At 68.3% G+C, this 20,375-nt stretch carries 21 protein-coding genes; 17 read left to right on the top strand and 4 right to left on the bottom strand.

From position 1 onward, the window contains the following. Window positions 1–22 precede the first annotated feature (22 nt). From folE to AC5RVS_RS02320, 16 genes are all read left to right on the top strand, one after another. Window positions 23–583 (top strand): GTP cyclohydrolase I FolE, encoded by a 561-nt coding sequence (gene folE / locus AC5RVS_RS02395; RefSeq protein ID WP_493988898.1) that lies wholly within the window; start codon window positions 23–25, stop codon window positions 581–583. Between the two features lie 25 nt (window positions 584–608). Then, window positions 609–1,514 carry a dihydropteroate synthase gene (gene folP, locus AC5RVS_RS02390; protein WP_493988464.1) on the top strand — a complete coding sequence of 302 codons (906 nt, stop codon included), beginning with the start codon at window positions 609–611 and terminating at the stop codon, window positions 1,512–1,514. A gap of 8 nt (window positions 1,515–1,522) precedes the next feature. After that, window positions 1,523–1,906 carry a dihydroneopterin aldolase gene (gene folB / locus AC5RVS_RS02385; protein ID WP_494106962.1) on the top strand — a complete coding sequence of 128 codons (384 nt, stop codon included), beginning with the start codon at window positions 1,523–1,525 and terminating at the stop codon, window positions 1,904–1,906. Continuing rightward, window positions 1,903–2,412 (top strand): 2-amino-4-hydroxy-6-hydroxymethyldihydropteridine diphosphokinase, encoded by a 510-nt coding sequence (gene folK, locus AC5RVS_RS02380; RefSeq protein WP_493988466.1) that lies wholly within the window; start codon window positions 1,903–1,905, stop codon window positions 2,410–2,412. The genes folB and folK overlap by 4 nt, the downstream gene beginning before the upstream one ends. Before the next feature lie 22 nt (window positions 2,413–2,434). Next, window positions 2,435–2,932: a DUF3180 domain-containing protein gene (locus AC5RVS_RS02375; protein ID WP_494106961.1), complete on the top strand. Its 498-nt coding sequence runs from the start codon at window positions 2,435–2,437 to the stop codon at window positions 2,930–2,932. Next, window positions 2,925–3,437 (top strand): PH domain-containing protein, encoded by a 513-nt coding sequence (locus AC5RVS_RS02370; protein WP_494106960.1) that lies wholly within the window; start codon window positions 2,925–2,927, stop codon window positions 3,435–3,437. Before AC5RVS_RS02375 ends, AC5RVS_RS02370 begins: the two co-directional genes overlap by 8 nt. Continuing rightward, window positions 3,434–5,077: a PH domain-containing protein gene (locus AC5RVS_RS02365; RefSeq protein ID WP_494106959.1), complete on the top strand. Its 1,644-nt coding sequence runs from the start codon at window positions 3,434–3,436 to the stop codon at window positions 5,075–5,077. The genes AC5RVS_RS02370 and AC5RVS_RS02365 overlap by 4 nt, the downstream gene beginning before the upstream one ends. Continuing rightward, window positions 5,061–5,978, top strand: coding sequence for a Rossmann-like and DUF2520 domain-containing protein (locus AC5RVS_RS02360; protein WP_493988470.1), 918 nt, complete (start codon window positions 5,061–5,063; stop codon window positions 5,976–5,978). Before AC5RVS_RS02365 ends, AC5RVS_RS02360 begins: the two co-directional genes overlap by 17 nt. After that, window positions 5,975–6,880 (top strand): pantoate--beta-alanine ligase, encoded by a 906-nt coding sequence (gene panC / locus AC5RVS_RS02355; RefSeq protein ID WP_494106958.1) that lies wholly within the window; start codon window positions 5,975–5,977, stop codon window positions 6,878–6,880. The genes AC5RVS_RS02360 and panC overlap by 4 nt, the downstream gene beginning before the upstream one ends. 66 nt (window positions 6,881–6,946) lie before the next feature. Further along, the gene (gene lysS, locus AC5RVS_RS02350) at window positions 6,947–8,464 is read left to right on the top strand and encodes a lysine--tRNA ligase (protein WP_494106957.1); all 1,518 of its coding nucleotides are present in this window, start codon (window positions 6,947–6,949) and stop codon (window positions 8,462–8,464) included. Between the two features lie 2 nt (window positions 8,465–8,466). Continuing rightward, window positions 8,467–8,625 (top strand): hypothetical protein, encoded by a 159-nt coding sequence (locus AC5RVS_RS02345; protein ID WP_493978318.1) that lies wholly within the window; start codon window positions 8,467–8,469, stop codon window positions 8,623–8,625. 221 nt (window positions 8,626–8,846) lie between these two features. Further along, window positions 8,847–9,179 carry a histone-like nucleoid-structuring protein Lsr2 gene (locus AC5RVS_RS02340; RefSeq protein ID WP_493978319.1) on the top strand — a complete coding sequence of 111 codons (333 nt, stop codon included), beginning with the start codon at window positions 8,847–8,849 and terminating at the stop codon, window positions 9,177–9,179. A 163-nt stretch (window positions 9,180–9,342) separates the two neighbouring features. Further along, window positions 9,343–11,841: an ATP-dependent Clp protease ATP-binding subunit gene (locus AC5RVS_RS02335; RefSeq protein WP_494106956.1), complete on the top strand. Its 2,499-nt coding sequence runs from the start codon at window positions 9,343–9,345 to the stop codon at window positions 11,839–11,841. Between the two features lie 166 nt (window positions 11,842–12,007). Next, complete coding sequence (locus AC5RVS_RS02330) at window positions 12,008–14,101, top strand: S9 family peptidase (RefSeq protein WP_494107302.1); 2,094 nt, start codon at window positions 12,008–12,010, stop codon at window positions 14,099–14,101. Window positions 14,102–14,110: 9 nt separating this feature from the next. After that, entirely contained in the window at window positions 14,111–14,620 is a 510-nt protein-coding gene (locus AC5RVS_RS02325; protein ID WP_493988474.1) for an amino-acid N-acetyltransferase, read from the top strand. Between the two features lie 99 nt (window positions 14,621–14,719). Then, window positions 14,720–14,872, top strand: a complete 153-nt coding sequence (locus tag AC5RVS_RS02320; RefSeq protein WP_493988475.1) for a hypothetical protein — start codon at window positions 14,720–14,722, stop codon at window positions 14,870–14,872. Window positions 14,873–14,934: 62 nt separating this feature from the next. Here the strand turns inward: AC5RVS_RS02320 and AC5RVS_RS02315 are convergent, their stop codons facing one another. Further along, window positions 14,935–15,900, bottom strand: coding sequence for an HhH-GPD family protein (locus AC5RVS_RS02315; protein ID WP_494106955.1), 966 nt, complete (start codon window positions 15,898–15,900; stop codon window positions 14,935–14,937). A gap of 86 nt (window positions 15,901–15,986) precedes the next feature. On the opposite strand from AC5RVS_RS02315, the gene AC5RVS_RS02310 reads away from it, so the two are divergent. Continuing rightward, complete coding sequence (locus AC5RVS_RS02310; protein WP_494106954.1) at window positions 15,987–16,616, top strand: hypothetical protein; 630 nt, start codon at window positions 15,987–15,989, stop codon at window positions 16,614–16,616. 15 nt (window positions 16,617–16,631) lie between these two features. Here the strand turns inward: AC5RVS_RS02310 and disA are convergent, their stop codons facing one another. The 3 genes from disA to AC5RVS_RS02295 form a co-directional block, all read right to left on the bottom strand. Next, entirely contained in the window at window positions 16,632–17,705 is a 1,074-nt protein-coding gene (gene disA / locus AC5RVS_RS02305; protein WP_493988478.1) for a DNA integrity scanning diadenylate cyclase DisA, read from the bottom strand. Window positions 17,706–17,809: 104 nt separating this feature from the next. Beyond that, on the bottom strand, window positions 17,810–19,177 hold the full coding sequence (gene radA, locus AC5RVS_RS02300) for a DNA repair protein RadA (RefSeq protein ID WP_493988479.1): 1,368 nt from the start codon (window positions 19,175–19,177) through the stop codon (window positions 17,810–17,812). Window positions 19,178–19,206: 29 nt separating this feature from the next. Further along, the gene (locus tag AC5RVS_RS02295) at window positions 19,207–20,334 is read right to left on the bottom strand and encodes an FUSC family protein (RefSeq protein WP_493988480.1); all 1,128 of its coding nucleotides are present in this window, start codon (window positions 20,332–20,334) and stop codon (window positions 19,207–19,209) included. Window positions 20,335–20,375 lie beyond the last annotated feature (41 nt).

Here is a 20,375-nt window from a genome sequence, read left to right as displayed (position 1 = left end):
CGAGCTGGATTTTGACCCGCTGATCGACCTGCCCAGGATCGAGAAGGCGGTGCGCGAGATCCTGATCGCCGTCGGGGAAGATCCTGACCGCGAAGGCCTGCGGGACACCCCGCAGCGGGTCGCCCGTTCGTACGCGGAGGTGTTTGCCGGACTGCATCAGGACCCGGCGGACATCCTCGGCACCACCTTCGACATCAACCATGAGGAAATGGTGCTGGTCAAGGACATCCCGTTCTATTCGACCTGCGAGCACCATCTGGTCCCGTTCCACGGCACCGCCCACATTGGCTACATCCCGTCCCATGACGGTAAGGTGACTGGGTTGAGCAAGCTCGCCCGCCTGGTGGAGATCTACGCCCGGCGCCCGCAGGTGCAGGAACGCCTCACCACGCAGATCGTCGAGGCCATGGTCAAGTACCTGGAGCCCAAGGGCGCGATCGTCGTCGTCGAATGCGAACACATGTGCATGTCGATGCGCGGTGTCCGCAAGCCGGGGGCGAAGACAGTGACCTCGGCCGTGCGCGGCCAGTTGCGCGAGCAGGCCACCCGAGCCGAGGCCATGAGCCTGATCCTCGGACGTTAGCGAAAAGAAGAGACGGTACACCTAGATGGATTCACTCGCCGCAGTCCCCGGAACCGGCCCCGCCACGTCGCCACTGCCCGTGCTGCGCAAGGCGCGTGAGCCGAAGAAGTTTGCGGACCTGCCCACCGACCGCGCCGTCGTCATGGCCATCCTGAACGTCACCCCGGATTCGTTCAGCGACGGCGGCGACCACGCCAACAAGGAAGCGGCGATTGCCTACGGGCTGAAGCTGCTGTACGGCGGCGCCGACATCATCGACGTCGGCGGTGAGTCCACCCGCCCCAACGCCGATTCGATCACCCCCGAAGAAGAGCAGAAGCGCATCCTGCCGGTCATCGAGGCACTGGTCAAGGCCGGCGCACTGATCAGCGTGGACACCATGCACGTGGACACGGCGGCCAAGGCGCTGGACGCCGGGGCGGCCATTGTCAACGACGTCTCCGGCATGACCCATGACCCGGACATGCCCTCCCTGGTGGCCGAGCGGAAGGTCCCCTACATCCTGATGCACCGGCGCGGGGATGCCCGGGACGTCGATCCCAAGGCGGACTACCAGGACGTGGTGTCAGAGGTCCTCGCGGAGCTGACCGAACTGCGCGACAAATTCGTCGCCGCCGGCGTAGCGCCGGAGCAGATCATCCTGGACCCGGGACTGGGCTTCTCAAAGAACGCCGAACACAACTGGGAGCTGCTGCGCGCCACGGACCGGATCGCGCAACTGGGGCACAAGGTGCTGGTCGGCGCATCCCGCAAGCGGTTCCTCGGTTCCCTGCTGACCACCGCCGGCAAGGCCGCCGCACCCAAGGAACGCGATGAGGCCACGCTGGCGGTCTCCGCGCTGGCCGCTGCCAACGGCGCGTGGGGCGTGCGCGTGCACGACGCCGGCGCCTCGCTGGACGCGGTCAAAGTCGCCGCCGCCTGGACCAAGTAGGGCGCGACGTGACGCCAGCACCTCCGGCACGGCCGGACCTCATCAAGGTTTCCGGCATCAAGGCCGTGGGCTACCACGGCGTGCTGGAGCACGAGCGCCGCGACGGCCAGCCGTTCATCGCCGACGTAGTCCTGCACACCGATATTCGGCCCGCTGCGGCCGACGACGACCTGGCGAAGACCGCAAACTACGCCGAGCTCGCCGACCAGGTGGAAGCCATCATCACCGGTGAGGCGCTGCAGCTGATCGAAACACTGGCCGAACGGATAGCGGACCACGTGCTGCGCACGTTCGCCGTGGCGGCGGTCGAGGTCACGCTGCACAAGCCACAGGCACCCATCCAGGTGGAATTTTCCGATGTCACGGTCAGCATCTACCGGGAGCAGCCATGAGTGTCCGCGCCGTACTGGCGCTGGGCAGCAACCTCGGCGCACGCAGTGACACCCTCTCGCACGCGGTGGCGGACCTGGTGGACACCCCCCACGTGCGGCTGCGCGAAGTTTCGGCAGTGGTGCAGACCAAGGCGGTGGGCGGTCCCGAGGACCAGCCGGATTACCTGAACATGGTGCTTGAGGTGGAGACCGACCTGGATCCGCACCAGCTGCTGGCCCACTGCCAGGCCGTGGAAAACAAGCACCACCGCACCCGCGAAGTGCGGTGGGGGCCGCGGACGCTGGACGTGGACATCATCACCTACGGCGACCTGACGCTCAACGACGAGGACCTGATCATCCCGCACCCGCGGGCGCATGAACGCGCCTTCGTGCTGGCCCCCTGGGCCTGGATGGACTCGAGCGCCACGCTCAACGGCGTCCCGGTCGGCGAACTGGCGAAGGCGGCCGGTGACCTGGACGGCGTGGAACCCTACGAATCCGAGCCGTTCGAAGCCGGTCAATAGTGTCCGGCGGGGTGGGGGCTTCGTGAGGACCATCAGATACCGCTGGCTGGCGACCATCGCCGTCGTCACCGCCGTGCTGGGATGGCTGGGGAACCTGGTCGCCGCGCGCGGCGGGCTGCCGGTGCCCGTCCTGCATCTCTCCTCGCTGGTGACGATGGCCGCCATCGCCGTTTTCACCCTGGTGCTCGGCCTTAAGGTGCGCCGCTGGCGCAACGGCAAACGGGACAAGGAGCTGAATCCGGTACTCGCGGCCCGCACGCTCGTGTTGGCGCAGGCCTGCGCCTATGCCGGGTCGCTGATCTTCGGATGGCACACCGGCATCATGGTGGACCAGCTCATGCTGCTGCTGTACCGGCCGGGCCTCGGGGCGCTCCCGGCCGTGCTGGCTATGATGGGCGGTGGCTTGGCCATGGTGGTGATCGGGCTGGCGGTGGAGCGTTTCTGCAAGCTTCCGCCCGAGGACACCGAAGCGGCCAAGGACAACGGTACCGAGGCCCAAGGCGAGGGGGAGTATGCCTAGCGAAGCGATCGATCCGGCCGGCATCAGCTGGATCCGGGTCTCGCCCAAGTACGTCACCGTGAGGCTGGTCAGCTGGGCCGTTTTCACGCTAGTTGTCGTTGCCCTGCTTTCCACCCCGCTCGTCCTGGTGCTGACCGGCTTCTGGCCCGGATTCCCGGCGTGGCTCGGCTGGCTGCTGAGCCTGGGCACGCTCGCGCTCTGCGTCTGGGCCGGGCTCTTGATTCCCCGCCAGGTCAGGGCCATCGGATATGCCGAACGCGATGAGGACCTGCTGATCAGGCGCGGACTGTTTTTCCAGCGCGTCATGGTGGTTCCCTACGGCCGGATGCAGTACGTGGATGTTGGCGTGGGACCGCTCGAGCGGGCCTTCGGCCTGTGCTCGGTGAAGCTGCACACTGCCAGCCCGCAGACCAACGCCGGCATTCCGGGAGTACCGGCGGCTGAAGGAGCCCGGCTGCGCGAACAACTCTCCGACCGCGGGCAGGCAAGGCTGGCCGGGCTATGACCGTCCCCGGCAGCAACGGGCAGGCCCCGCTGCCCGGGCAGGGGCCGGATGCGCCCGGCGAAGTGGTGCCGGCCTCCCAAGGGGTGCCCCTGACACCGGACGCCGCCGGCACCTGGCACCGGGTGCACCCCATCTCGCCGCTGGTCCGCGGCTGGATAGCGCTGGCGGCGATCGCCTACTTCTTCGGCCGGGACTGGTTCGAGGCCATGTTCCGCGGGGACGAGTTCTGGGGACTGAGCGGGGGCCGCGCCGTCTGGACCGTGCTGATCATGGTTGTGATCGCCGTGCTGCTGGTGGGTGGGTTCTTCCTGTCTTGGTGGTTCACCCGGTACCAGGTCACCGATGACCATGTCCGCGTAAACTCCGGCGTCCTGTTCCGCCAGCACCGTCAGGCGCGGCTGGACCGGGTGCAGGCGATCGACGTCATCCAACCGCTGCTGGCACGGATTTTCGGCTTGGCCGAATTGAAGTTCGAAGTGGCCGACGCCGGCGAATCGGCCGTGCGCCTGGCCTACCTGCCGCTGGCGTCGGCGCAGCAGCTGCGCGCCACCATCCTGGCCCGGGCCGCCGGCTTGCGCAGCGATCCCGGCCACCCGCAGGAAGCCGTGGCCGAAGCCCCCGAACAGCAGATCCTGGCCATCCCGGGCGGCCGCATCCTCGGCGCCGCGCTGCTTTCCGGAACCACGGTGTTCCTGCTCATCATGCTCATCGCGGCCGGGCTCTCGACCTTTGTATTCGACGCCGCGTTCGGCCCGGCCTTCCTGGTCCCCGCGGCGTTCGGCGTGGTGGCCGGCTACTGGTCCACCTTCAGCACCGGCTACAACTTCCGCGCAGCCATCTCCCCGGACGGCATCCGGCTCCGCTACGGCCTGCTGGAGACCCGGGCGCAGACCGTCCCGCCCGGCCGCGTGCAGGCAGTGGAAATCATGCAGTCCCCGCTGTGGCGCTTCAAGGGCTGGTACCGGATGCGCGTGAACGTGGCCGGCTACGGCCTCAGCGCTGAGAACGCGGGCGCCCGCACCACTTTGCTGCCGGTGGGCACGCAGCAGGAAGTCATGCAAATGCTGGCCCTGGTGCTCCCCGACCCGGGCACCGAGGACCCGTTCACCGTCTTCGGGGCGGGCCTGGACGGGATCGCGGCCAGGGACCCGGACGACGCCGGTGCCTCCGACGGTGGATTCGTCACCTCGCCGCGGCGGGTGCGTTGGCTGTCCTGGCTGACCTGGCGGCGCAACGGCTTCGCCGTCACCGGGACCGCCTTGCTGGCCCGCAGCGGCCGGCTCTGGCGCAGCCTCTCGGTGGTGCCGCACGAGCGGACCCAGTCCATCGCGCTGCACCAGGGCCCGCTGGCCCGCCGCCTGCGCGTGGCGGACCTGCGCCTGCACACGACCGCCGGGCCGGTCACGCCGGTGATTTACCAGGTCGACGCCGACACCGCCCGCCGGCTCTTCGACGAGCAGTCGGTCCGGGCCGCCGCGGCCAGGCGCCGCAGTGTGCCGGAGCGCTGGCTGGAAGCCCGGGGAGCCGGGCCAGGTCAGGTACCGGAGGCGGCCGAAGGGCGCCAGGACGGCGACCGCGGGCCGGCGCGGCAGGACGAACCACAGCGGGAGAGGGAGGGCCGAGATGGCGGGCAGGAGTAGGCCCGGGCGGTTGGGCATCGGCGTGATCGGCGCCGGCAAGGTCGGTGCCGTCCTCGGTGCCGCGCTGCGCGGAGTGGGGCACGCCGTGGTCGGGGTGTCCGCGGTGTCCGAGGACAGCCGGGAACGGGCCGAGAACCTGCTGCCCGGCGTTCCGGTGCTGCAGATTCCGGAAATCGTGGAACGGGCCGAACTGGTGCTGCTGGCGGTACCGGACGATGCGCTGCCGGAGCTGGTGGACGGCTTGGCCGCGGCCGGGGTTTGGCAGCCGGGCCAGCTTGTGGTGCACACCTCCGGACGCTACGGCACCGCCGTGCTTGCGCCGGCACGGGCGAAGGGCGCCATCCCGCTGGCCATCCACCCGGCCATGACGTTCACGGGCATGAGCCTGGACCTCGCCCGGCTCAATGACTGCAGCTTCGGGGTGACTGCCGAGGCCACGGTGCTGCCGATCGCCCAGGCGCTGGTCGTGGAGATGGGCGGCGAACCGGTGGTCATCGCCGAGAAGGACCGTACGCTCTACCACGCCGCCCTGGCGCACGCCTCGAACCACCTGGTGACCATCGCAGCCCAGTCGGCGCAACTGCTGGCGGAAGCCGGCGTGGAGCAACCCGACCGCGTGCTCAGTGCGCTGATGCGGGCTTCCCTGGAGAACGCGCTGGCCTCCGGGGAAGCGGCCCTGACCGGACCGGTGGCCCGCGGCGACGCCGGCACCGTCCGCAGCCACCACGAAGCCTTGCTGCGCCGCGAAGTGGATTCGGGCGGCACCGACATCCGGCTGGCCTACGAGGAACTGGCCCGCGCAACGGCCCAGCGCGCCCTCCGGCGGGGCCTGCTGAAAGAGGCCCGCGCAACCGAGATTTTGGACATCCTGGCCCAGTCCCGTTCGGAGGAGAACCCGTGACCACCCGCCCCCGCCTCGTGAAGACCCACGCCGAACTGGAGGACGCCACGGCCGGCCTGCTGGCGGGAGCCGGGGCCGCCGGGCGGCCCTCGCTGGGACTGGTACCGACCATGGGAGCGCTGCACGCCGGCCACGCCGCGCTGGTGCGCGCCGCGCGGCAGGCGTGCGACGTCGTCGTGGTTTCCGTGTTCGTGAATCCGCTGCAATTCGGCGAGCAGGAGGACCTGGACCGCTACCCGCGCACGCTGGAGGCCGACCTGGACCTGCTGGCGGCGTGCGGGGCAGACGTGGTGTTTGCGCCCGCCCTGGAAGAGGTCTACCCGGACGGCGAGCCGCTGGTCAGGATCTCCGCCGGCGCGCTCGGTGCGAAGTTCGAGGGCGCCTCCCGCCCGGGCCACTTCGACGGCGCCCTCACCGTGGTGGCCAAGCTGCTCCACTACGGGCTGCCCGCGGCGGCCGGTGCAGCCGACTACCGCGCCTACTTCGGCCAGAAGGACGCGCAGCAGCTCGTGTTGGTCAAGCGCATGGTGGCCGACCTGAACTTCCCGGTGGACATTGTGGGTGTGCCCACGGTGCGCGACGACGACGGGCTGGCACTCTCCAGCCGCAACCGTTTCCTGAACGAGGCCGAGCGGGAAGCGGCGCTGGTGCTTTCCCGCAGCCTGGCCTACCTGCGCGGACAGGCCGACCGGCACGAGCCGCTGGACGTGGACGGCGCGTTGGCCATGATCGGGTCGGTCCCGCTCATCCAGCTGGACTATCTGGAAGTGGTGGATCCCCGGACGCTCGAGCCGCTGGCCTTTAACTGCAGGGAAACCCCCTTCACCGGCGAGGCCCTGGTGCTGGTGGCCGCGAAGGTCGGTCCGGTGCGGCTGATCGACAACGCGCAGCTCGGCTACTGAAAGCCCCGGGACGAAGCCCCGGGACGTTTGGCTGGCCCGGCCCCGGTACCGGTACCCTTAACTACCGTGACCCGCGATAATTCCCCCACCCCACATCCCGCAGCCGAGGCTGCCGACGCCTCCGAGCAGATGCATGTGCGCATGGCCAAGCGCGCCAAACTCCTGGAGCGCGGCGTCGAGGCCTACCCGGTGGGCGTGGACCGGACGCATACGCTGGCCGACGTGCGTGAAAAGTACGGCCACCTCGAGGCAGACGAGACCACCGGCGACATCGTCGGAGTGTCCGGGCGCGTGGTCTTCATCCGCAACACCGGCAAGCTCTGCTTCGCGACCCTGCAGGAAGGCAACGGGGTGCGCCTGCAGGCGATGTTGAGCCTGGCGAACATCGGCGAGGAAGCGCTCGCGGACTGGAAGGCGCTGGTGGACCTGGGCGACCACGTGTTCATCCGCGGCGAAGTCATCAGCTCCAAGCGCGGCGAACTGTCCGTGATGGCCGATACCTGGCAGATGGCCTCCAAGGCGTTGCGACCGCTGCCCGTGCTGCATGCCGGCCTCAATGAGGAGACCCGAGTGCGCCAGCGCTACGTGGACCTCATGGTGCGCGAGGAAGCACGCCGGATGGTTTACACCCGTGCTGCCGTCATCCGCTCCATCCGGGAGACCCTGCACTCCCACGGCTACGTGGAAGTGGAGACCCCCATGCTGCAACTGGTCCACGGAGGCGCGACGGCCCGTCCCTTCGAGACACACCTGAATGCCTTCGACCAGGACATGACCCTGCGTATTGCCACGGAGCTTTACCTCAAGCGCGCGGTGGTCGGCGGCATTGACCGGGTCTTCGAGATCGGCCGGATTTTCCGCAATGAAGGCGTTGACTCCACCCACAGTCCCGAATTCACCACGCTGGAAAGCTACGAGGCGTATGCCGACCAGTTCGTCATGGGGGAGCGCATGAAGGAAATGATCCTGAATGTGGCCGACACCATAGGCACGCGGGTGATTGAAACCCCGCAGGGCACCATCGACCTGAATGGGGAATGGCGCTGGCTGGGCGTCTATCCCGGTTTGTCCGAAGCGGTGGGCCGGGAAATCACCCCGCAGACCGGCGGCGAGGTGCTGCGCGAAATTGCCGAACAGCACGGCGTGAAGATCGACCCGAAGTGGGACACCCAGAAGGTAGTCGTGGAACTGTTCGGCGAAATCGTCGAGCCGACGCTGCTGCAGCCGACCTTCGTTTACGATTACCCGCCGGCAGCGCAGCCGCTCGCGCGCAACCACCGGGACAATCCGGAGCTGATTGAGGCCTGGGACCTGATCATCGGCGGAATGGAACGCGGGACCGCGTTCTCGGAGCTGATTGATCCGGTGATTCAGCGCGAACGCCTGACCGAGCAGTCGCGAATGGCGGCGGCAGGAGACGAGGAAGCAATGCAGCTGGACGAAGACTTCCTGCGTGCCCTCGAATACGGGGCGCCGCCGATGGGCGGAATCGGACTGGGCATCGACCGATTGGTGATGCTTTTCACCCAGGTGGGAATCCGCGAAACGATTCTGTTCCCGCTGCTGAAGCCGGAGCTGGGCTGAGCATGGAATATCTGTGGGTACTTGCGCCGTCGCTGGGTGTCGGGCTTTTGTTCTATTTCGTGATGAAAGCCATATTCAACGCGGACCGGAAAGAACGCGAAGCGCTGGCCGAGGCCGAGCGCGAAGCCGAAAGGCGCGCGGCCGAAGGCCGCGAGGAATAGGGGCAGGCCCCGGGCAAGCATCAATTGTCCGGGGTTTTTCCTTTAATCACATTCGCCCGCGGCATACCGGCATTTCCCTCATAGTCAAACCCGATATGCTTCATGCCGGATTGCAGGCTGACCGAATCCGGCTGTATTGCCTTGAAATGGAGTGTGGGACATAATAAGTATGGTTCGGATTATTCCGGACATATTGAAACACCCACCCAAAGGAGCCTTCTGTGGCGCAAGAAGTAAAAATCATTCTGGTTGATGATCTGGATGGTGGCTCGGCCGATGAAACGGTCCGGTTCAGCCTGGATTCCAGCAGCTACGAAATTGATCTTTCTTCATCGCATGCCGAGGCGCTTCGCGACGCGCTCAAGCCGTACATTTCTTCCGGCCGGAAGATTCCTGCTCGGGGCTCCAAGGCCGCCAAGCCGGCCGGCGGCACACGCAACCAGGACGCCTCGGCGATCCGCGCGTGGGCACGGGAGAACGGTTACAACGTTAGCGATCGCGGACGTGTGCAATCCGAAATCATCGAGGCCTACAAGGCCGCCCACGGGGGATAACGGGCGGCCCGTTCCACACGGGCAGATCGATCGGCGGGGCGGACAGGCAACTGTCCGCCCCGTTTGCCGTCCTGTGGGGGGCATTACCCCTAGGGCGAACAGGCCGCACAACGGCCATCCGGCCACGTAGCATCAAAGTACGCAGTAGCTAGGAGTGTGCGAGATGTTTGAGAGATTTACCGACCGTGCCCGTCGCGTTGTCGTGCTGGCTCAAGAAGAAGCCCGCATGCTCAACCACAACTACATCGGCACCGAACACATCCTCCTCGGATTGATCCACGAGGGTGAGGGCGTTGCCGCCAAAGCACTGGAGTTCCTCGGCGTCTCGCTGAATGGCGTTCGTGAGCAGGTCCAGGAGATCATCGGCCAGGGCCAGCAGGCTCCGAGCGGCCACATTCCGTTCACGCCGCGCGCCAAGAAGGTGTTGGAGCTGTCGCTGCGCGAGGCACTTCAGCTTGGCCACAACTACATCGGTACCGAGCACATCCTGCTGGGCCTGATCCGCGAAGGCGAAGGCGTGGCCACCCAGGTGCTGGTCAAGCTGGGCGCCGACCTCAACCGCGTGCGCCAGCAGGTCATCCAGCTGCTCTCCGGTTACCAGGGCAAGGAGCCGGTCACCGCCGGCCAGCAGCAGGAGGGCACTCCTGCCGGATCGGTGGTACTGGACCAGTTCGGCCGGAACCTCACACAGGCTGCGCGTGAATCCAAGCTCGACCCGGTGATCGGGCGCGAGCACGAGATGGAACGCGTCATGCAGGTGCTCTCCCGCCGCACCAAGAACAACCCCGTGTTGATCGGCGAGCCCGGCGTCGGCAAAACCGCCGTCGTGGAGGGCCTGGCCCAGGCAATTGTCCGTGGCGACGTGCCGGAGACCATCAAGGACAAGCAGCTCTACACGCTGGACCTGGGATCCCTGGTGGCCGGTTCCCGCTACCGCGGCGACTTCGAGGAGCGGCTGAAGAAGGTCCTGAAGGAAATCCGGACCCGTGGCGACATCATCCTGTTCATCGATGAGATCCACACCCTGGTGGGTGCGGGTGCCGCCGAGGGCGCGATCGACGCAGCCTCCATCCTGAAGCCGATGCTGGCACGTGGCGAACTCCAGACCATCGGTGCCACCACCCTGGACGAGTACCGCAAGCACATCGAGAAGGACGCCGCGCTGGAGCGCCGGTTCCAGCCGATCCAGGTGGAAGAGCCGTCCGTGGAGCACGCCGTGCTGATCCTCAAGGGACTGCGGGACCGCTACGAGGCGCACCACCGTGTGTCCATCACCGACGGTGCCCTCGATGCCGCCGCGCACCTGGCCCACCGGTACATCTCCGACCGCTTCCTGCCGGACAAGGCAATCGACCTGATCGACGAGGCCGGGGCACGGCTGCGCATCCGCCGGATGACCGCACCGCCGGAGCTCAAGGACATCGACGAGCGCATTGCCGAGCTGAAGAAGCAGAAGGAATCGGCCATCGATGCCCAGGACTTCGAAGGCGCTGCCACGCTGCGGGACAAGGAAGGCAGGCTGCAGGACGAGCGGGCCGAGAAGGAACGCGCCTGGAAGTCCGGCGACCTGGACGAGATCGCCGAAGTGGACGAAGACCTGGTCGCAGAAGTGCTGGCCAACTCCACCGGCATTCCCGTGTTCAAGCTGACCGAGGAAGAGTCCAGCCGCCTGATGCACATGGAGGCCGAGCTGCACAAGCGCGTGATCGGCCAGGACGAGGCGATCAAGGCCATCTCGCAGGCGATCCGCCGTACCCGTGCCGGCCTGAAGGACCCCAACCGTCCCTCCGGCTCGTTCATCTTCGCCGGCCCCACCGGCGTCGGCAAGACCGAGCTCGCCAAGGCCCTGGCGGAATTCCTCTTCGGCGAGGAAGACGCGCTGATCACCTTGGACATGTCCGAGTACTCGGAGAAGCACACGGTCTCGCGGCTGTTCGGTGCCCCTCCGGGCTACGTGGGCTACGAGGAAGGCGGTCAGCTGACCGAGAAGGTCCGCCGCCGCCCGTTCTCCGTGGTGCTCTTCGACGAGGTGGAGAAGGCACACGCGGACCTGTTCAACTCGTTGCTGCAGATCCTCGAGGACGGCCGCCTGACGGACAGCCAGGGACGCGTGGTGGACTTCAAGAACACCGTGATCATCATGACCACCAACCTTGGCACCCGCGACATCTCCAAGGGCGTCATGACCGGTTTCCAGTCCGGCACGGACACCAAGACCGGATACGAGCGGATGCGGGCCCGGGTCCAGGATGAGCTCAAGCAGCACTTCCGGCCCGAGTTCCTCAACCGCGTTGACGACACGGTGGTCTTCCCGCAGCTGAGCGAGGAAGAGATCGTCCAGATCGTGGATCTGTTCGTCGAGCGCCTGCGGAAGCGGCTCGCGGAGAAGAACCTCAAGATCGACCTGACCGACGCGGCCAAGGTGCTGCTGGCCACCCGCGGCTACGATCCCACGATGGGTGCCCGGCCGCTGCGCCGGACCATCCAGCGGGAGATCGAGGACCAGCTCTCCGAGAAGATCCTCTTCGGCGAGTTCCACCCGGGCGAGACCATCCACGTGGACGTCGAGGGCGAAGACGACGCGGCGACGTTCGTCTTCAGCAGCACCGGAGCACCCAAGGCAATCGAGGGAGTCCCGGACACCCCGGCACTGTCCCAGTAGCCTGCACTGCACTGCGCAGGGAGAACCCCGGCTTCGGCCGGGGTTCTCCCGTTTAACCGGACGGGCCGCATCGCGTAGCAAAGCCGCGAATTGCCCCCGCCTTCTGTGATCGGGAACACAAGTAGTGTTTACTGAATCCATGCGTTCTGAAGCAGTTACTTCCGAAATGCGGCCCGAGCTGCCCACCCAGCAGGCCGCCGCCACCCCGTTCCACGACCTCGACCGCTTCATCGCGATGCCGCGGCTGGGGTCCCTGGCCCTCAGCCCGGACGGCAACCGGCTGGTCACCTGCGTCAGCGTGCTGAACCCTGCCTCCACCGAATACGTTTCCGCCCTCTGGGAGGTCGATCCGGGCGGTGAGCGCCCGGCACGCCGGATCACCCGCAGCTCCAAGGGCGAGTCCGGGGCGGCTTTTGCCCGCAACGGCGACCTCTACTTCACGTCCGCCCGGCCCGATCCCGAGGAGTCGGCTGAGGAACCGGTCCCGGCCCTGTGGCGCCTGCCGGCCGCCGGAGGCGAAGGCCGCATGGTTCTGTCCCGCCCCGGCGGAGTCGCCGCGGTGCGCTGCGCGCGGGACGCTGACACCGTGGTGGTCGACGCCCAGGTCCTGGGCGGGGCCGCCGACGAAGAGGACGACGCGAACCGCCGCGCCGCGCGGAAAGACAAGAAAGTCTCGGCGATCCTGCATTCCGGGTACCCGGTGCGCTTCTGGGACCACGACCTGGGTCCGGGGCAAAAGCGGCACTTCGTGCTCGAGGGCAACGCGGAGGAGGCAGCCCGAACCTTCACGGTGGACGACGAGCTTAAAGGCCGGCTGCGCAACATCACCGGCTGGGCGGGAACCGCCTTGCTGGAAACCGCCGCCGAGCTGAGCCCGGACGGCGCCACCCTGGTGGTCAATGTCCGCCGGCCGCAGGCGCGGGGCGACGCCCGGAGCGTGCTCGCCGCCGTCGACACAGCCACCGGCGTCCAGCGGATCCTGCTGGAGAGCCCGGACACCGACTACGCGCCGGGCCCGGTCAGCCCCGACAACCGCACCGTGGTGGTGGCCTGCGAGTCCGTCTCCGGGCCCGAGACCATTCCTTCCGTCACCCTGGGACTGCTCCCGCTGGCCGGCGGTGAGTTGCGTCCGCTGGCCGCCGACTGGGACCGCTGGCCCAGCCCCGCGGCCTGGCTGCCCGACGGTTCGGCCCTGCTGGTCACCGCCGATGACGGCGGCCGCACGCCGGTGTTCCGCATCGACGTCGCGACGGGCGCCGTGCGCAAGGTGACGCACGACGACGCGGCCTACACCGACGTCGTGGTCAGCCCGGACGGGCAGTTCGCCTACGCGCTGCGCAGCTCCTACCTGTTTCCGCCCGAGCCGGTGCGCATCGACCTGTCCTCCGGCGAGGCCACGGTCCTGCCGTCGCCCGCGCCCCGCCCGGAGCTGGGCGGGAGGCTGGAAGAGATTACGACGACGGTGGGCGCCGGGGGCGCAGACATCGCGGTGCGTGCCTGGCTGGCCCTGCCCGCCGATGCATCCGCGCAGAAGCCGGCGCCGCTGGTGCTGTGGGTGCACGGCGGCCCGCTCGGCTCGTGGAACGCGTGGAGCTGGCGCTGGTGCCCCTGGCTGCTGGTGGCGCAGGGTTACGCGGTCCTGCTGCCGGACCCGGCCCTGTCCACCGGCTACGGCGACGACTTCATCCGGCGGGGCTGGGGGCAGTGGGGGCAGGCACCCTTTGAGGACCTGATGGCCATCACCGACGCCGCCGTGCAGCGGGAGGACATCGACGGGACGCGGACGGCCGCGATGGGCGGTTCCTTCGGCGGCTACATGGCCAACTGGATCGCCGGGCACACCGACCGTTTCCGGGCCATCGTGACGCACGCCAGCCTCTGGGCGCTGGACCAGTTCGGGCCGACGACGGATGTTTCCCCGTACTGGCAGCGGGAGATGACGCCGGAGATGGCCCTTGAAAACTCCCCGCACCTGCACGTGCAGAACATCAACACCCCCATGCTGGTGGTGCACGGCGACAAGGACTACCGGGTGCCGATCGGAGAGGGGCTGCGGCTCTGGTACGAACTGTTGTCGCGCTCGCAGCGGGCCGCCGGAGCGGACGGGAAGACCCCGCACCGGTTCCTGTACTTCCCGGACGAGAACCACTGGGTGCTCTCGCCGCAGCATGCTCGGATCTGGTATTCGGTGGTCTGCAACTTCCTCGCCCGGCACGTGCTGGACCAGGAGAGCGAACTGCCGGCCGAACTGGGGCTTTAGACTGACTGGGTGACCGACGCCTTCAGTATCCGCCCCGCCCGCACCTCCGATGTCGTCCAGATCCGCCGGCTGGTCAAGCCGTTGGCCGACAAACGGGTGCTGCTGGAGAAGGAGGCGGTGGCGTACTTCGAAGGCATCCAGGAGTTCCGGGTCGCGGAGACGCCGGCGGGTGAAATCGTGGGCTGCGGCGCCGTGCACGTCATGTGGGAGGACATCGCCGAGGTGCGCACGCTGGCCACTGCAGCGCACTGGCGCGGCAGGGGAGTGGGCCGGGCCCTGCTCGACGAGCTGATCGCCGCTGCCAAAGACCTGGGCGTCAGCCGCGTGTTCTGCCTCACCTTCGAGGTCGACTTCTTCACCCGGCACGGTTTCGAGGTGATGGCCGACCAGTCGGTGGTGGACCCGGAGGTGTATTCCGAATTGCTGCGTTCCACGGACGAAGGCGTGGCAGAGTTCCTCGACCTGGCCCGGGTCAAGCCCAATACCTTGGGCAACACCCGGATGATCCGCAGGCTTTGATCGGCAGTCCGTCGACACGTTCCGCTCCGGCCGCCTAGGGTGGAGGCGTTGGGGAGGGAACAGCCGGCCCCCCGCGCCGGCGCGACGGTAAGGATGACCATGGGTGTGGGAGATATCCTCGGCGGCGACAACGCAGAGCAGCAGGACGGCTCCGCCAAACTGCAGGGAGACAAGCTGGACGGCCTCAAGGACAAGGCCGGCGACGTCGTCGACGACCATCAGGAGCAGCACAGCGACGGCGACGACCAGTAGGCGGGGACTAGCAGCCGCCGCGCGGCTGCACTGGCGCCCGAGGGGCGGGCCGGAATCGTTTTCTATCCGGGGAGGGCGATGCCGCTGCCCGAGGTGACGGCCAAACCGTCCGCGATCAGCCCGTCCAAGGCACGGCCCAACTGTTCGTCGCCGGCAGGCAGCGCGCGCAGTGCCGCGAGCGGCGTCCGATAGGCCGCAGGCAGTTCGGCCAGCTCGACGCCGCCGAGCAGGACCTCGCGCGGGACCGGGGCCTCGGCCTCGCGCAACACGGCCATCATGGCGCCGCGCACCTGCCGGTCGGTGCCCGCCCACGCCTGGCCCTTGGGCACGTAGTGGGCTTCGGGCCGGCCGGCCTTGACCCAGGCGCAGCGGTCCAGCACCGGGCAGGCATCGCACTGCGGCGATCTGGCCGTACAGATGAGCGCGCCGAGTTCCATGACGCCGGCATTCCACTCCTTGACGCCGTGGACCGGCATCAGCTGCTGCGCCGTTCGCATTTCGGCGGCATTCAGCGACGGTGCGGGCAGGGCGGCTCCGGTGACCAGCCGGGCATGCACGCGGCGGATATTGGTGTCCACCACCGTCTCCGGCAGCCCGAACGCGAAGGAAGCCACGGCGGCTGCGGTGTAGGTTCCGACGCCGGGGAGCTGCAGCAGGCTGGCATGGTCATCCGGCACGTGGCCGCCGTGCCGGTCAACGATGGCAGCAGCTGCGGCATGCAGGCGCAGCGCACGGCGCGGATATCCCAGCCTGCCCCAGGCCCGGACCGCTTCTCCGGCCGGATCGGCGGCGAGGTCGGCCGGGCGCGGCCAGCGGCGCATCCACTGCTCCCAGACAGGCAGCACCCGGACCACGGGGGTCTGCTGCAGCATGAATTCGCTGACGAGGATGCCCCAGGGGCTGCAGTCCGGGCGGCGCCAGGGCAGGTCCCGCGCGCTGGCCGCGAACCAGGTCCGGATACGCGAATGCAGCAGTTCGGCGTCAGCCGGTTCGGTGGACGGTGCCGGTGCGGCGGCGGGGCGGGGCATGGAACTCCTACGATGTGACCAACCAATACTGTACTGCCCGGCGTGGTGGTGACGGCGCGGGCCGGTGCTGTCCTTAGCCTTAAGGCATGGCAGGAAACGGCACATCCGGCACCCGCGGGCGGGCTCCCGTCCGGCGGCCCAGCCCTGCCGTTTACCGCCGCCGCCGTTTGGTGGTGCTGGCCCTGGCCGTGATCGTGCTGGCGGCCCTGGTGGCGGCCGGATTGTGGGTGGGCGGCCTGCTGGGCCGGGGAGAGCCGGAAGCAGCGGCAGAGGCACCGGGACCGGCAGCCGCCAGCCCCGCACCCGCCAGCCCCGCCTCCCCGGGCACGGCAGGCTGCGAGGACGCGGACGTCGTCGTCCGGGCCGAAACGGACGCCCCGGCCTACGGGAGCGGGGAGAACCCCACCCTGATCATGGAGGTGGCCAACGAGGGCAAGGTGCCGTGCGAAGTCAACGTCGGCACTGACGCCATGGAATTCCTGGTCACCAGCGGGGAGGACCGGATCTTTTCCTCGAAAGACTGCCAGGTGGACCCCGAGCCGCTGATGATGACCCTTGAGCCGGGCAAGGCCGAGCAGGCACGTTTCGTCTGGGAACGGAACCGCACAGCCCCGGGATGCACCCCGATGGAAGCCAACCCGCAGCCGGGCACCTACGTCCTGGTCACGAAGCTGGACAAAAAATCCAGCGACAAGACCGTGTTCGAGCTGCGCTAGCGGACGCCGGGGGAATCAGAGGAACCGGTCCAGGAGGCTGGTTTCGGCGATGCGGGAGAGGCCTTCACGGATCACGCGTGCCCGCTGTTCGCCGATGCCGTCCACGGCCATCAGGTCGTCGATATTGGCCGCCATCAGCGACTGCAGGCCGCCGAAGTGGTCGACCAACCGGTCCGCCACCGCCCGCGGCACCGACTTGACTGCGGCCAGCAGCCGGTAACCGCGCGGCTGGACCACGGCGTCGAGGGAATCCTGCCCTACCTGGATACCGATCACGCTGGCGACGCGGCCCAAGTCGATCAGATCGTTCGCGGTGAAACCGCGCAGCGTCTGAAGGGCGGCGTCGACGTCGATGCCGCCCTTGATGTCGGCGTAGTCGCGCAGGATCATCTCGCTGTCCGGACCGAGCCCCGAGGTCAGTTCATCCAGCTGGAGCGAGAGCAGGCGCCCGTCGACGCCGAGTTCCAGTACGTACTGGGAGATCTCGTCGGAGATGCGGCGGACCATTTCCTGCCGCTGCAGGGTCACCGCCACGTCCCGCACGGTGACCATGGCTTCGATTTCCAGCGCGGACAAGGAGCTGGTGACCTGGTCCAGCCGGGCGCGGTATCGCTCCAACGTGGCCAGCGCCTGGTTGGCGCGGGCGAGCACCGGTTCGGAGCCCTCGAGCACGTGCCGGATGCCTTCCACATACAAGGCGATGATCTGCATCGACTGGCTGACCGAAATGACCGGCAGCCCGGTCTGGATGGCGACCCGTTCGGCGGTGCGGTGGCGGGTGCCGGACTCCTGTGTGGGAATCGACGGGTCCGGGACCAGCTGCACGGCAGCCTTGACGATGTTCGCGGCGTCCTTGTCGCAGACGATGGCACCGTCCATCTTCGCCAGTTCGCGCAGCCGGGTGGGGGAGAAGTCGATCCCGATATCGAAGCCGCCGCTGCTGATCTTTTCCACCTGCTGGTCGTGTCCGAGCACGATGAGGGCACCGGTGCGCCCGCGGAGAATCCGTTCCAACCCGTCGCGCAGCTGGGTTCCCGGAGCTACACGGGCCAGGGTCGCCTTAAGGGCGTCCTCGGGGCTCTTGACCATGGGGGAGTTTCCTTAGGGCCGGCGGGCATGGGGGACGAGGCCGTCGTCCGGACGGCCTCAGGCTCCATGATAAGGCCGGACCCCGGCTATTCCCCTCCCGGCGCTTAGCGGAACAGCGTGGACAGCGCTTCGGAGACGGTATGTACTTCCTTGACGGTGAAGCCAGCCGGCACCTGGCCTGCGCCGTCGGGAGAAGCCGGCACGATCGCGTGCGTGAACCCGAGCCGTTCGGCCTCCTGGATCCGCCGCCCGATTCCCGGCACCGGCCGCACTTCGCCGGCCAGGCCCACTTCACCGAAGGCGATCAACTGCGCGGGGAGCGGCTGATTGGTCTTCGCCGAGGCGATGGCCAGCACGGTGGCCAGGTCCGTGGCGGGTTCGCTAAGCCGGACCCCGCCCACCGTCGCCACGTAGCTGTCGTCCTTGTGCAGCGACATCGAGGCGCGGCGCTGCAGCACGGCCATCATCATGGCCACACGCGAAGAATCCAGCCCGCTCGTGGCACGTCGCGGCTGCGCGTTGGAGGTCTCGGCCAGCAACGCCTGCACCTCGGCCACCAGCGGCCGCCGGCCCTCCAGCGTCACGGTGATGCAGGTGCCGGAGACCGGGTCCTTGGTCCGGGACACGAACAGGCCGCTCGGGTCGGTCAGTCCTTCGATGCCGCCCTCGGTCAGGTCGAAGCATCCCACCTCGTCGGTCGGACCGTAACGATTCTTGACCGCACGCACCAGCCGCAGGCGCGAATGCCGGTCGCCGTCGAACTGGCAGACCACGTCCACGAGATGCTCCAGCAGGCGCGGCCCGGCGATCGAGCCGTCCTTGGTCACATGCCCCACCAGGATGGTGGTCATGCCCTTGCGCTTGGCGGCGTTGATCAGCGAGGCCGCGACCTCACGCACCTGCGTCACCCCGCCGGCGGCGCCCTCCACCGCGCTGCTGCTGAGCGTCTGTACCGAGTCGACGATCAGCAGCGCCGGCTCCAGCTGCTCCACATGCCCCAGCGCGATGCCGAGGTCTGTCTCGGCGGTCAGGTAAAGGTTGTCAGCCACCGCGGAAATACGTTCGGCCCGCAACTTCACCTGGGCCGCCGACTCTTCGCCGGTGACGTACAGCACGTCCCGGTCCAGCCGGGCCACCCGCGCGGCAACATCCAGCAGCAAGGTGGACTTGCCGATGCCCGGTTCGCCGGCCAGCAGGATGACCGCACCCGGGACCAGCCCGCCGCCGAGCACCCGGTCGAGTTCGCCCACACCGGTGGCCCGGAAGGCCGCGGTGGTGGCATCGACGTCGGCGATTCGTTCCGCGGGCCGGGAGACGGCGGCTGCGGCCGTGGTGCGGGCCACCACCTGGGTGGCCTCTTCAACCGTTCCCCACGCCTGGCACTCGCCGCACCGGCCCACCCACTTGGCCGTGCTCCAGCCGCACTCGGCGCAGCGGTAGGCAGGGGCCTTGGACCGGGTCTTGGTGCTCATGCACCCACAGTAACCGGGGCGGCGGACAATCAGAGTCTGGGCAGGTAGGACGTGGCGTCGTCCCCGTTGAGCCCGGCGGCCTTGAGCAGGTCAACCATGAGCGGCCGGAAGACCAGGATCAGGCCCTCGCCCTCCATGGTGGCAACGCCGAGGGTCTTGGGGTGCAGGCGGGTGGCAATCTCGGCCAAATCGTTCCGGGCTCCGGAGAGCCGGCGTTCGCGGGCGCCCGGGTCCCGGTCGGAGAGCCCGGAAGCGAGGATCTCGACGGCGTCGGCGGTCTCCTGAAGCACTTCGGACAAGCACGCGATCGCCTCGTCGGACATGGCTGCATGGTTGATCACGGACGTCAGGCGCCGGGAGAAGACCCGGCTGTTGCGCATGGCCAAATCCGCCATCTCAGCAGCATCCTGCAGGTCCCCCACTTCGTCCCGGTGGCGGCGGTAGGCCGGTGAAATGCGGGCGACTTCCCGAGCCGAGCCGAAGCTGCCGCGGACGTCGTCGATCAGGTTTTGGCTGGCCCGCGCCCGGACCAGGGCGTGCCAGGCCTTGGTGGAGTCGCTGTGGGCGAGGGCAACGGAACACTCGCGCAGTACCGAGGCGAGCTCATCCAGCAGCGTCTGCAGCTTGGAACGCGGTTCGGAGCGCGGATCGCCCGGGATCAACATGGTCACGATCATCGCGAAGGCGCCGCCGATGACGGCGTCGAGGCTGCGGGTGAACGGCCCCCCGTCCGGGGCGGGCAGCAGCACCACCAGCACGGACTGCAGCGCCATCTGGGTGGTGAAGATGGTGCCGCTGTCCAGGAACCGGGCCAAAAGGATGGATACCAGCAGCACCAGGGCCGCCTGCCAAATGCCCGGCCCGAGGAAGTGCAGCAGCAGATCGCCCACCGCGATGCCCAGCGTGCAGCCGATGGCGACTTCGAGCACTTTGCGCACCCGGGGTCCCTTGGAGAAACCGAGCGCAATGATGGACGAGGTGGCGGCGAACAGCGGGCCTTCGTGGCCCAGGACCTGCTCGGCCACTACATAAGCGGCTACGGCGCAGAAGGTGATCCGCACCGCCGGCATGACCGAGGACTTGCTGCGGCTGAAGCCGGCCCGCCCGCGTTTGCGCAGGAACGACCGGGCCTGTGCCAACCGGGTGCCTGCGCTCATGCTCCCAGTCTAGGCGGGGCCTGACGGGCCCCCTGCACGGC

The organism is Arthrobacter sp. Y3221048, assembly GCF_059092685.1.
This window is presented reverse-complemented; position numbering and strand designations above follow the sequence as displayed.